At 68.4% G+C, this 11992-nt stretch carries 9 protein-coding genes; 3 read left to right on the forward strand and 6 right to left on the reverse strand.

The window, feature by feature from the left end; translation table 11 throughout:
* Positions 1-11 precede the first annotated feature (11 nt).
* The gene (locus JMJ56_RS27925; RefSeq protein WP_202835033.1) at positions 12-2120 is read right to left on the reverse strand and encodes a M48 family metallopeptidase; all 2109 of its coding nucleotides are present in this window, start codon (positions 2118-2120) and stop codon (positions 12-14) included.
* A gap of 172 nt (positions 2121-2292) precedes the next feature.
* On the opposite strand from JMJ56_RS27925, the gene JMJ56_RS27930 reads away from it, so the two are divergent.
* Positions 2293-2574 (forward strand): hypothetical protein, encoded by a 282-nt coding sequence (locus tag JMJ56_RS27930; RefSeq protein WP_202835034.1) that lies wholly within the window; start codon positions 2293-2295, stop codon positions 2572-2574.
* 4 nt (positions 2575-2578) lie between these two features.
* On the opposite strand, the gene creD is transcribed toward JMJ56_RS27930, so the two are convergent.
* Complete coding sequence (gene creD, locus JMJ56_RS27935) at positions 2579-3952, reverse strand: cell envelope integrity protein CreD (protein ID WP_202835035.1); 1374 nt, start codon at positions 3950-3952, stop codon at positions 2579-2581.
* Positions 3953-4066: 114 nt separating this feature from the next.
* On the opposite strand from creD, the gene JMJ56_RS27940 reads away from it, so the two are divergent.
* Positions 4067-4762 (forward strand): response regulator transcription factor, encoded by a 696-nt coding sequence (locus tag JMJ56_RS27940; RefSeq protein WP_202835036.1) that lies wholly within the window; start codon positions 4067-4069, stop codon positions 4760-4762.
* An 89-nt stretch (positions 4763-4851) separates the two neighbouring features.
* A complete protein-coding gene (locus JMJ56_RS27945; protein ID WP_202835037.1) occupies positions 4852-6342 on the forward strand; it encodes a sensor histidine kinase in 1491 nt (496 codons plus the stop codon).
* Positions 6343-6526: 184 nt separating this feature from the next.
* Here the strand turns inward: JMJ56_RS27945 and uvsE are convergent, their stop codons facing one another.
* From uvsE to JMJ56_RS27965, 4 genes are all read right to left on the reverse strand, one after another.
* Entirely contained in the window at positions 6527-7627 is a 1101-nt protein-coding gene (gene uvsE / locus JMJ56_RS27950) for a UV DNA damage repair endonuclease UvsE (protein ID WP_202835038.1), read from the reverse strand.
* Positions 7624-8712 carry a DHH family phosphoesterase gene (locus tag JMJ56_RS27955; RefSeq protein ID WP_202835039.1) on the reverse strand — a complete coding sequence of 363 codons (1089 nt, stop codon included), beginning with the start codon at positions 8710-8712 and terminating at the stop codon, positions 7624-7626. The genes uvsE and JMJ56_RS27955 overlap by 4 nt, the downstream gene beginning before the upstream one ends.
* 431 nt (positions 8713-9143) lie before the next feature.
* Positions 9144-10112: a Bug family tripartite tricarboxylate transporter substrate binding protein gene (locus JMJ56_RS27960; RefSeq protein WP_202835040.1), complete on the reverse strand. Its 969-nt coding sequence runs from the start codon at positions 10110-10112 to the stop codon at positions 9144-9146.
* Positions 10113-10197: 85 nt separating this feature from the next.
* Positions 10198-11802, reverse strand: coding sequence for a GMC family oxidoreductase (locus JMJ56_RS27965; RefSeq protein ID WP_328702489.1), 1605 nt, complete (start codon positions 11800-11802; stop codon positions 10198-10200).
* Positions 11803-11992 lie beyond the last annotated feature (190 nt).

Genomic DNA, 11992 nt, shown 5'->3' on the forward strand with positions numbered 1-11992 from the left:
GGGGTTGTGCCCTAGAGGGTTGTGGCGGGCATGCGGTCCGCCTCGGCCAGGGCCTGGCGCGCCAGGCTGGCCCGCCTGTAGCGGCCGATGAGATCGGCGAAGCCCTGCACCTTCAGCGCCCGCGGCGGGGCGGCCGCGAAGGTGACGATCAGTTGCCGGGCATCGAGCTTCACCCGCCGCCCACCCCGCAGGCGCACCGGGAAGGGCGCATCATGTCGCAGGAGGACGCGGGTGACGACGCGGCCACGGGCTACTGTCATGTCGAGATCGGCCACATGCTCCCAGCGGATCGGACGGTTGATGCCGGTGATCGTCACCGACTCAGGCCGAAGGATCAGGAATGGCGTGTCGCCCCGCCGCAGCATCGGCACGCCGCAGCCGATAAAGACGAAGCCGAGCATGCCGCCCGCCCCGGCGATGATCCAGCGCTCCCTCGCCCCGGTCCCTGGCACCTCCATGGCCAGCAGGACGAGGGCGATGGCCAGGAGCGTGCCGCCGAAGGCAAACAGGAAGATAGCGCCGCCGCGGGTGTTCTCATGCAGCGGCACGGCCTCCGCCGCGACGCCGGTCACGGCGGATTCCAGCGCCGCATGCTCGGCGCGTGCCCGGTCGCGGGCGATGCCGAGGAAGTCCGCGCTCGCGGCGAGGGAGAGCCGGGCCGGCTCGGCGAAATAGCCGTCCAGGCGGGCGAGGGCATCCGGCGGCGGCGGCGCTGCCGCCCTGGCCAGCAGCTCCGGGCCCGGCTCCCGGTCGAGGGAAGCGAGGCGCTGGCGCGTCGGCGGATGGGTATCGGTTGGATGGGGCTGCGCTTCCTCCAGATGTCCTGTCGAATCCTCCAGGCCGCGTTCTACTGCATGGCGCAGGATGTCGGTGAGGAGGTTGGGCGGCGCCGCATCGGGAGCACCGAACGCCGCCTCCAGCACCTCCTCGATCCTCGGCTGGATGGCGCCGCTGCGCAGCAGCGCATGGGCCGCGGCATCGCGGGAGGTGGCATCGGCGCCCGCCGCATCGGCGGCGAATTCGCGCAGGCGGCTCCAGTGCCGCACCGCGTGATGGAACTGGTCCATGACGAAGAGGCCGAGTTGCAAGGCCGGCCGGGTCAGTGGCGACAAAGAGCCGTCGCCGCCGGTCCCGGCCTGGGCCACGGCGTCGAGGGAGCGGCCGACGCCGGCATAGACCGGCAGGAAGCGCAGGCTGTACTCGGTGTCGCCGCCGGAGAAATGCGCCAGCTCGTGGCCGATGATGGCAGCCACCTCGTCCCTCCCCAGCAGGACCAGGAACGGCAGGGGGAGGTAGAGGGTCCGCCCCTCCAGGTCAGCGCCGCCAGGCTCCAGAACCTTTGGCCCGGAGCTGACGAAGAAGCCGCCCGTAAGCCCGATGACGACGTTGTTTGGCTGCAGGGCGCCGAGCCGCCCGGCCAACTCGTCCAGCAGGCGCCACAGGCCCGGCGCCTCGGCACGGCTGACCGTCCGGCCCATGATGCGGAGCGGGTCGGGCGTGAAGAGGCCCATCGTACGCCGCAGTTGCAGCACTGCCTTGAACGCGGTCCACAGGCTGGCCCCGATCGCCACCAGGGCAATGCCCAGCAGCTTGGCGGCGCCGGTCGAGAGGTCGTCGCTCTCAAGAATCGCGGAAGCCTCAAAGGCGATCACGGCAACGACGCCGGTGGTGACCAGCACCACCTGCATCCCAAGCAGCGGCGGCAGCAGCTGCCGGACCAGGGAGAAGCCGCGCAGCAGGGCCTCGCGCGACGCCCGTCCAGCGCGCCCAAGCAGCGCGGTGCCGAGGAGCGCGAGCACGGAGAGCACCGCCATCGTCGCCCCGCAGGCCATCACGACGGGCGGCAGGTATTGGCGCCAGCGGGCCAGCGCCACCGCGTCCCCGGCACCGTCCAGCGCCTCCCGCGCCTTGGCGATGGCTAACCCCCCGACATAGGCCTGGCCGTTGTAGCGGAACTGGGCGCCAAAATCCGGACGGCCATCGGCCGGGGCGGGGCGCGCCTCGAGGATGGCGACCGCCTTGGCCGCCCGCGCCCGCTGCACCTCGAGGGCGCCATGGTCGTCGATGCCGCGCTGGCGCTCCCACAGGCCCAGGCCTAGGAGCGTCAGGGGCAGCAGCACGGTGACGACCAGAAGCCGCAGTACGGCGCGACCGTGCCGGGGTTCCTCGAGAATGACCCTGTCCTCCGTCTCGCCCGCAGCGGGCGGGCCGCAATCTAGGCTGCACCGGGTGCAGGCGAATACTGGGCGTCCCGGCTTGACCAAGCGGACGTGATCGCAACAACACCGCCTGATGCAACGGACACTGATCCTCCTTGTCGCCTTCGCCGCCGCCGGTCAGGCCGTCACAGCCGGGCTACCTCCGGATGTCGCGGCCTTCGTCGCCCGGCGCGAGCGCTGCGACCATTTCCGCGCCGAGGCGTCCGACGATCCGGCCCGCGCGGCGGCCATCATGCGCGGACAGGAGGCGAATTGCCGTGGCACGGATACCGAGCTGGCCCGGCTCAAGCGGCGCCACGCTACCGATCCCGGCATCCGCACCTTGCTCGACCGCTACGACCCGGGCGTTGAGTGAGGCCTTAGCCTCGCGCCTCCTCGCCTGTTCCGGTCCAGTCGACGTGGCGGGTAACGACCATCACCACCGAGAGCGCGGCGAAGAGCGCGACGGTGCCAGCCAGCAGCGCATAGGCCTCAAGGCTCAGCACCACGTAGAGGAAGCCGAACAGCCCGCCGAGCACGCCAGCAAAGAGGCTGGCCAGTCCGCGCCGCCGCGTCACCGCCACCGTATAGGCGGAGGCCTGCGCCACGATCGCTGCAGTGCTTACCGCATAGGCCGCGGCGAAGCCCAGCGGCTCGCCGAAGGCCAGCAGCAGCAGCGGGAACAATACGACCGACAGGCCGAGCAGCCCGTACTGCACGATGTGGATCCGCACCCCGGCTACCAGCTCGAATAGCACATAGATCAGGAAGGCAAGCGCGAGGAACATCACCGCGTATTTCGAGGCGCGCGTGATCATACGGTATGTCGGCACCGCCTCCAGCAGGTCGACGCCGACCTCCGCCTCCGGGCTGACCAGGCCCTGGCACCAGGCAGGGCCGAGATACCGCACCAGGGCTTGGCCAGTGCCCTCCTGCCAGGTCGCGGTGAAGCCGGTCCCGGTCACCTCGGAGCGGATGGGCAGCCCGGCCCCAGTGAAGCTCGGCGTCGGCCAGGCCGCGGCGACCGACAGCTCCGCGCGGCGGGCCACCGGCAGCAGGCCGAAGCGGCCGGTGCCGCGCATCGACAGGCTGCCGGCGACCGCGAGGGCGCGGCCGGGCTCGGGCGGACCGTCGAGGCTCAGATCCCAACGGATCAGCTCGGCTCCGAGGCAACCGGCCTCCGCCGTATCGCGGGCGGCCAGCGCGCGGCCATCCACCGCAAGCCGTGCATCGGCGGCGGCCGATCGCAGGTCGCTGGCACCGGTCACCAGGAAGGCCTCGCGCCAGAGCAGCTCGGTCTCCGGCTCGGTGGCGATCGCCGGCACGGCGATGGTGGCGGTAAGCGTCGCCTCGGCATCGTAGACCACGGCCTCGAATAGCCCGCGGCGGCGGCGCTCCGGCGCTAAACGTGCCTCCACCGCGAGGCGCGACGGCAGGACGGCCACCGCGCCGCGGTCCCAGCGCAGCGGGCCCGTCTCGTTCGCCAGGCGCGGGACGGGGGTGCGCGCCGGCACGACCAGCATGGGGCCGACCACCGCCTGGGCAGGCCCCCAGCTGCGGGCGATCCCGTCGCGGACCTGCTCTTGATACTCTTCCCGCTCCTGGATCACGCCCTCGATCATGGCATGCGGCAGGAGCAAGATGAGCAGCAGGCCGCCGACCAGTGCGAGCTTGCCTGCGCGCCCGACCCGGAAGGGCCGCCATGGCGGGGCGGTGGGGGTGGGGGTAGCGGGAGGATGGGGGATGTCGCTCATGAGTTCAGCCTCCGGGAATGAGGCCGTCATCCTCGCGGCGCTTCGTGCGTGGCAGATGGCGGGGGCGGGGAAAGTTGGTGCCGGGCCTGTGCAAATCCGGTGCAGGCCGGGCTCATGCCGCGAGTCCTGATCGTCGATGACGACCCGGCGATCCGGGAGGTGGTGCGCTTCGCCCTCTCCCGCGCCGGCTTCGAGGTCTTGCAGGCCGCCGATGGCGCGGCCGGCTTGGCCGCCGCGCACGAGGCCCTACCCGACCTCATCGTGCTCGACGTGATGCTTCCGGAGATGGACGGAACTGAGATGTGCCGCGCGCTGCGCGCCTCCGGCGGCCCGGCCGCATCCATCCCCGTCCTCTTCCTCTCGTCGCGCGACGACGAGGTGGACCGCGTGGTGGGGCTGGAGATCGGCGGCGATGACTACCTGACCAAGCCCTTCAGCCCGCGCGAGCTGGTGGCACGGGTGCGCGCCGTGCTGCGGCGTAGCCGGCCGACCCGGAAGGAGGCGGCGGAGGAGGCGCTCCGGCACGGGCGCCTCGTGCTCGACCCCGGCACGGCCCGTGTCACCTGGGACGGGCAGGAGGTGGTGCTGACCGCCACGGAATTCGGCCTGCTCCGCACCCTGCTGCGCCGCCCCGGCCGCGTGCTGAACCGCGATGCGCTCATGGACGGCGCCTATGCGGTGGAGCGCATAGTCTCCGACCGAACCATCGACAGCCATGTCCGGCGGCTGCGGGCGAAATTCGCCGCGCTCGGCGCCGCACCGGTCGAGACGCTGCCCGGCTTTGGCTATCGGCTCGGGCCATGCGAGTAGACCGCGGCAGCCCTGGGCCAAGAAATCCGCGCCGGCATTCGCTACGGCGGCCGCGCCTGCGCACCTTACTGCTATTGAGCAACGTCGTCGTGCTGGCACTCCCACTTTCGGGCCTCTGGGCGCTCCGCCTCTATGAGAGCGCGCTGGTACGGCAGACGGAGGCAGAGTTGCGGGCACAGGCTGCCGTGCTCGTCGGAGCTTGGCGCGCGACCCGTGGCATCGCCGGTGAGAGCCTGGCCAATGGCCTGACCTCCCGCGCGCTGGTCACCGCCCGCTGGCGTGGGCTCGACCTGGCGCGAGATCCGGTGCTGCCGCTGGCCCAGAACGCGCGGCCGGGCCCGCCGCCCCTGCCCGGCCCGGCCGAGGCAGGAGCGCGGCTGCTGCCCGTGCTGCGCGACGCGCAGGCCGTGACGCTCGCCGCGCTTCGCCTGCTCGACACGGCCGGCACCGTCGTCGCCTCCACCGGCGGCGACACCGGGCTGTCCCTGGCCGGGCTGGAGGAGGTCGAGGCCGCGCGCGCGGGACACCCACTGGCCGTACTGCGGCGCCGGGAGAGGATCGCCACCGATGTCCCGGACGGCATCAGCCGGACCGCCGGCCTGCGGGTCCACCTAGCTATGCCCGTGCTGGACGGGGACCGGGTGGACGCCGTGGTGATGCTCTCCCGGACGCCCGCGACCGTGGCCCAAACGATCGCGGGCAAGCTGCCGGAGATCGGCGCGGTCGCACTGCTGCTTCTGTCGCTGGTGACCGTGTTGTCCGTGCTGTCCTCGCATCTCATCACCCGGCCGCTCGACGACGTGGTGCGCGCGGCGCGGCAGGTGGCCGCCGGCGGCACAGCGCGGCCCAAGCCCCTGCCGGCCATCGCCCTGCGCGAGGCGGCCGAGCTGGCCGACGCCATTGCCCGTATGACGGTGACGCTCGAAGGACGCGCGACCTACGTTCGCAGCCTGGCGGCGCATGTGAGTCACGAGTTCAAGACGCCGCTCGCCGCGATCCGCGGCGCGGCGGAGCTGCTGGCCGAGCATGGCGCCACCATGTCGGAGGAGGAGCGCATCGGCTTCGCCCGGTCAATTGAGGATGGTGCGACGCGGCTGAACCGGCTGGTCCGCGGCCTGCTCGACCTAGCTCGCGCGGACATGGCCACGGCCAGTGGGCGGACATCGCTGCGCCTGGCGGCCGAGGCGGCGGCAGAACGGGCGTCAGGTCTCCGGGTCACGGTCTCGGGCGAGGCCGAGGCGGCGATCTCTGCAGAGGCCATGGCAACAGTGCTCGACAGCCTGATGAGCAACACGCTGGCCCATGCCGGCCCCGGCAGCCTCGTCACCGTCGCGGTCGGCGATCGGCAGGGGATGGCCGAGATGACTGTGGCCGATGACGGGCCGGGATTTTCGCCAGCGAATGCGGCGCGGGCCTTCGATCCGTTTTTCACGACGGCACGGGAGCGTGGTGGGACCGGGCTAGGCCTCGCCATCGCCCGGGCCCTGGTGGAGGGCGCGGGCGGCTGCATCGCGCTGACGCCGTCGGATCAGGGAGCGGCGATCCGGATTCTCCTCCCGCAGCCGCCCGCCATGCCTTAGTCAGCAAGAAAGTTAGATTATGCCCTGCGTTGCTTCGTCCCGCGGTGGAGTCGTACCGAAGCGAAGGTACCATCTAACCTTGGCACCAGTCGCATAAGCGTTCCAGCAAGACGCCGATGCCGCGCCTGGCCGGATGTTGTTAAACTCTTCCGGACAGCAGGCACCCCATCCGCATTGGCGAATGCTAATTCGCCTCAGTATCCAGCTTCTCACTATCAGCCAGCATCTGCTGCTCCTCGACCTGCAATGTCGCCTCCTCGGCGGCCGCCAGACCGAAGCGCTGCGCCACGTCTGGTGCGTAGCGAAGCAGATCCAAGCGCAGGCGGATCAGCGCCAGATCCTTGACCTTGGCTTCCAGCATCACGTCGAAGTCGAGCCCCTCCGCGACTCGCATGAAGGTGGCGAATTCGAATGGGTTGCAGAAATCCGCATGTCCCGTGTTCACCGGTGAGACCAGCACGGTCTTGACCTTTCGCGTCCCCTTCTCCTTCCGCTTCAGCTCCCGCATCTCGGTGCGCGGCGAGGAGAAGTGGACCTTAGGGCGCTGACCGTCGGGCCAAGTCCGCAGGATCTTTTTCAGGGCATCGCGCATGTCGAGCCCGTCCGGATTGAGGCACCAGAAGTGCTGGTGGTCAAAGATCAGCCGAACGCCGGTTTGTTCGTGTATCCACAATACATCCGATGCCGAGAACCGCAGATCATCATGCTCCAGCACCAGTCGACGCTTCACATGCGTCGATAGCTTGCTGTTCCAAGTTTCCACCCAACGGGCATTGGCCGCGGCCCGGTCGCCATAGGTTCCGCCCACATGGATGACCATGACGGCTTCGGGCCCGAGTTCCATGCGGTCGAGCATCTCCGCCTGCGAGTTCAGGTCCGAGATGCTCTTGTCCACCAAGGCAGGATCGGGGCTGTTCAGCACCACAAACTGGGAGGGGTGGAAGCTCAGCCGGATGCCAAGCGACTTGGCCTTAGCGCCGAAGGCTCGCAGCTCGGCATCGCTGTCGCGCACCATCGAATGAAACTGGGGCATGTCGGGATGCGTGGCATAAGGCGCCAGGTCGGAAGACAGCCGATACATACGAATGTCATGGCGGTCGAGGTAGCTCAGAGCTTGGTCCATGTATTCTAGGGACACCCTCAGGTGCGGGCTCTGTTGCCAGCGCCGGGTATCGTTGCTCTTGATGTCCGGCGCACCCATCAGCTTGACCGGAACACCCAGGCGGAGCGGCGCAGAGATCAACTCTGTGGCGCTCGGCAATGCCTTTCTCTGGCGCCGGCTCATTCCGGCACCTGCTCATCGGCGCCGAAGCCTAAACTGGCGACGAAGTGGTTCCAGGCTGCGGGCTGCAACGCGCCACCTGAGGCTTGGGCATGGCCATTTCCGTAGTTTATGGGGTCAGCTCCTTCCGGTTTATGAGCGCGAAAAAACTCGATGAGATTTGTGCCGTGGCCAGTCCGGGCGGCAAAATGTACCCAACCCGGGCGATACCCGATGTTGGCGGCAATGACGACTTTGTCCTTGAGCCGCCCCTTCCATTGCTGCGCGATGAGCGGATGGATCTGGCAGGGGGTGTCCAAGCGGATCAACGCTATCTTGTCGCGGATGCGCGGAGCGGCGCGGCGGCCCGTGGCCAGCGCGTCCTGCACCTCGGCCTTGGCGGCCTGCAGCAGCGCGGTTTCCGGGAAGTGGCCAGACAGCACAGCCTTGGGTCCATCCGCCTTGAGCAACAAGCTCAGCGCTGGACCGGCGTCCCCGCTGCTGGCCCGACGCGGGGCATTCAAGAGGGACACGGCGCTGCGGAGCGAAGTGATGCCCCAGCGCCCGCGCGCGGCTGCCAGCTCGGGGAAGCCGGATGCTTCCTCCATGTCGCCGATGATGCCGATGGCAGCGAGCCAGAGAAGGTCGTCGACCTCCGCCACGGCGCCCGCACACCACCAAGCCAGGAGGGAGGTGGTCGGCGTTGGATGCAGGCCGTGACCGCTGACGAGAAGCGCCTCGTCCGGGACGCCGGTGGGCACGTGATGGTCGATGAGCACCGTTGCCATGCCAGGACGAGGCGGCTCAGCACGGGTGCCCAAATCGGCGACAATCAGGCCTCCCACGTCCTGCGCATGCAGCTCCAACGCCATCTCTGCTGACCAGGCATTCTCTCCCCGGCCAAGCAGCCTAACCTGGACTTGCCGGCCGCCACGCTCGAGTGCGCGAGCCAAGATAGCTGCCGCTGAGAGTCCATCCGCGTCATGGTGGCTAAGAATGAGAACTGGCTTCGCAGGATTGAAGGCTTCGATAGCTTCGTGAAACCCTTGGCGCTGTGCGGCAACCCAAGCTTCAGTAGCTTGAGCATTCTCGGAGCGTTCATTGAGCATAGTTCAGCCACTCCCCACACCGCTTGGCGCCAAATGCATTTGGCGCCAACAATGAGAATAGTATTAGTCGCTGAAGGTTTCAGTCGGCGGAACCACAGAGGTTGTGACGCTTGACTGACCGTTTCGTTTTCCGGATGAAGATTGGCGGCAAGCACTGGATTGGCTAAACCGACTTTAGTGTTATCAGGGTTCCCTTGCGACGGGCGTTGACGAATTAGAAGTCCCGCGCGTCGCCCTATCAACCCTGAACATAGCTCGTATCTGAGTTGATATATTAATGATGCGAAATTCCATATCGCTGCCTTATCCAACAACGGTTAGAGCGGTCATCAACAACGTAGTTTGTAGTGTAGCGTACGTCGAAGAATGGCGCCGTGCCGCCCAATGAGTAACTGCGCAACGACCGCGGAAGCCCGAGCAGCAGACAACAACTATTCCGGCTCGATCCCAGCAAGCCGGATAAGACGGCCCCATTTCTCCCGTTCGGCGGTGGCATAGTCGGCCGTTTGCTCGAGATCCATCGTCACCGGCTCAACCAGCATCGCCCGCAATCGCGGCGCCACCGCCTCTGACTGCACCGCGGCGGTCGCCAGGCCGTTGATCTGCCGCAGCAGGGCTGGGGGCGTCGCGCTGCGAGCCGCGATGCCCCAGTAGCCGCCCGTCTCGAAACCCTGCATCACCTCGGTCATCGCCGGGATGTTAGGCCAGCGCGAAACCCGCCGCGGCATGGTCACAGCGAGTGCACGGAACTCTCCTGAGGCGAGGTACTGGTCGGCTGCGACCATGTCCAGGAAGACGAAGTGGATCAGGCCGGTGCGCAGGTCACCGATGGCGTTGCCGAAATTCTTGTACGACACCTCCTCGAAGTCCAGGCCGCCGATGCGCTTGAACAGCGCCGCCGGGATGCGCGAGGAGGCGTTGAACCATCCGGAATTGCGTCGGCCGGGATGGGCGCGGAGATCCGCCACCAAGTCCTGGTAGCTGCGGTATGGGCTCGCGGTCGGTACCATCAGGCAGCCAGCCGAGATGCCGATCGCGCAGGCCAGAATGAAGTCGCGCGCCGCGTCATAGGAAGGCTGCTTCAGCAGATGCGGATTGGCGGAGAGGGTGGTAGTCGTCCCCAGCAGGAGGGTATGCCCATCCGCCGCCGCGTTGAGTACGGCGAGCGTGCCGACCACGCCGTTGCCGCCAGGCAGGTTCTCCACCACGAAGGGCTTGCCGGTGGCGATCTGCATCTGCTGTGCCATAAGCCGCGCTACGAGGTCGGAGGAACCGCCGGCTGCGAAGGGCGCCACGATGCGCACCTGCTGGCGCGGGAAGGCCATCTCCTGAGCATCAACCCGCCGCGCCGCCAGGCCGGCCGCGGCGAGGCCCCACAGGGCGCGGCGATGGAGCATCATGGGCCTATCCCCTTGCTTCTGCGACTAGCCGGCATGGTCCCACAGGCTCCGGCATTGTTTCCGGTGACAAGGCGGCCGCGATGGGTCATGCGCCCTTCACTTCCGCGCGCAGGAAATCCGCTGCCCGCTCGCCGATCATCAACGCCGCGGGCTGGATATTGGACGAAGGCACCAGCGGCATGACGCTGGCATCCGCCACCATCAGTCCCTCCACGCCCTTCACGCGCAGCCGGCTGTCCACCGGGGCAAGCGCATCCTCGCCCATGCGGGCAGTCCCACAGGGGTGGTACACGGTGCCGCCGTCACGGCGGATGTGCTCCAAAATCTGCTCGTCCGTCTGCTCCTTGGGCCCTGGGGTGAGTTCCTCCTCTATCAGTGCTGCCAAGGGGCCCTGGGCCGCCAGGCGCCGGGCATACTTAACGCCTTCCACCATCAGCCGCTGATCATGCGGCGCCTCGAGATAGTTGGCGCGGATCACCGGCTTAGCGTTGGGGTCAGGGCTGCGCAGGGTGACCGTGCCGCGGCTGTCCGGACGGCACTGGCAGGCGCTGAACATGAATCCAGGCCAGGGATCCGGGCCCTGGTCGTAGCTCGTCACCGTGAAGTTCACGAAGAGGTACTGCATGTCCGGTTCCTCGGCACCAGGCAGCACCCGGGCGAACAGGTTGGCCTCTGCAGCCCCAATGCTCATCGGCCCGCGTCGGTCGAAGGCGTAGCGTGCCGCCATGCGGAGTTTCCCAAGGGGGCCGCGCACCAGCTCATTCACCGTGGCGCAGGGCCGCACGCGATAGCGCATGCGCTGCAGGAAGTGATCCTGCAAGTTCTGCCCGACGCCGCGCTGCTCCACGAGGACCGGTATGCTCATCTCCTGCAGATGGGCGCCTTCACCGATGCCGGAGAGCATCAGGATCTGCGGCGTGCCGATGGCGCCGGCGGACAGCACCACCTGCCGCCGTGCCTCCCATCGCTCAAACCCCATCGGGCCACGGACCAGGGCGCCGATGCAGCGTCGCCCTTCGAAGAGCAGGCGCCGCACGACGCGCTCCGGCATGATGCGCAGGTTCGGCCGGCGGCGGGCCGGGCGGAGGTACATGTCGCCGGAGTGGCTGCGGAAGCCGCGGCGGACATTCATCTGCATCGGGCCGACGCCCTCGTGCCAGGCGCCGTTGAAGTCGCGTACCCGCTGGTGGCCCATCTCAAGGGCGGCTGCGATGAAGGCCTGGGCACCGGGCGAGGTGTGGCGCGCCTCGGCGGCATGGATCGGCCCCTCGGTGCCGCGCTCGGCTGAGGGCTCGCCCGTCCAGGTCTCCATGCGACGGAAGAAGGGCAGCACTTCGTCATGGGACCAGCCGCGGGCGCCGGATTGGGCCCAGCGGTCATAGTCACGGGGGGAGCCACGCAGGAAGACCAGGCCGTTCACTGCGCCGGAACCGCCCACCACCTTGCCGCGTGGCCAGTGGATGCTACGACCCGCAAGGCCCGGCTCAGCCTCGGTATGGAAGCGCCAGTCGTAGCGTCCGGACGCGTAGAGCCGGGCGAAGCCGGCGGGGATGCGGATCCAGGGGTCATTCCAGGCAGCGGGGCCGGCTTCGATGAGCGCCACTTGCGTGGCCGCCTGCTCCGAAAGCCGTGCCGCGATGACGGAGCCTGCCGAGCCGGCGCCGAGCACCAGCACATCGGTGGTGTGCACAGCAGCAATTCTGGCTTCCGGCTGAGGTCCGACACCTTCTGGCATTATTGTTCCCCCCAATGCAGACAGATCCTGTCACCTGATTTCAAGGGGTCAAGTCATCCTGCTCCGTTAGTGTCCATCCGGGAACAGATCGAGTGATTTGAATCGGTTGTGATTGGCTGCCGGCGGCGGGTGCGGGAAGAAGGGC

Origin of the sequence: Belnapia arida (assembly GCF_016773205.1) — a bacterium.
Taxonomy (GTDB): domain Bacteria; phylum Pseudomonadota; class Alphaproteobacteria; order Acetobacterales; family Acetobacteraceae; genus Belnapia; species Belnapia arida.

What these genes read in the sequence shown, in the direction of transcription:
- JMJ56_RS27930 (WP_202835034.1), top strand. Translation starts at nt 2,293, where the DNA reads ATGCAACGGACACTGATCCTCCTTGTCGCCTTCGCCGCCGCCGGTCAG.
- creD (WP_202835035.1), bottom strand. Translation starts at nt 3,952, where the DNA reads ATGAGCGACATCCCCCATCCTCCCGCTACCCCCACCCCCACCGCCCCG.
- JMJ56_RS27940 (WP_202835036.1), top strand. Translation starts at nt 4,067, where the DNA reads ATGCCGCGAGTCCTGATCGTCGATGACGACCCGGCGATCCGGGAGGTG.
- uvsE (WP_202835038.1), bottom strand. Translation starts at nt 7,627, where the DNA reads ATGAGCCGGCGCCAGAGAAAGGCATTGCCGAGCGCCACAGAGTTGATC.
- JMJ56_RS27955 (WP_202835039.1), bottom strand. Translation starts at nt 8,712, where the DNA reads ATGCTCAATGAACGCTCCGAGAATGCTCAAGCTACTGAAGCTTGGGTT.
- JMJ56_RS27960 (WP_202835040.1), bottom strand. Translation starts at nt 10,112, where the DNA reads ATGATGCTCCATCGCCGCGCCCTGTGGGGCCTCGCCGCGGCCGGCCTG.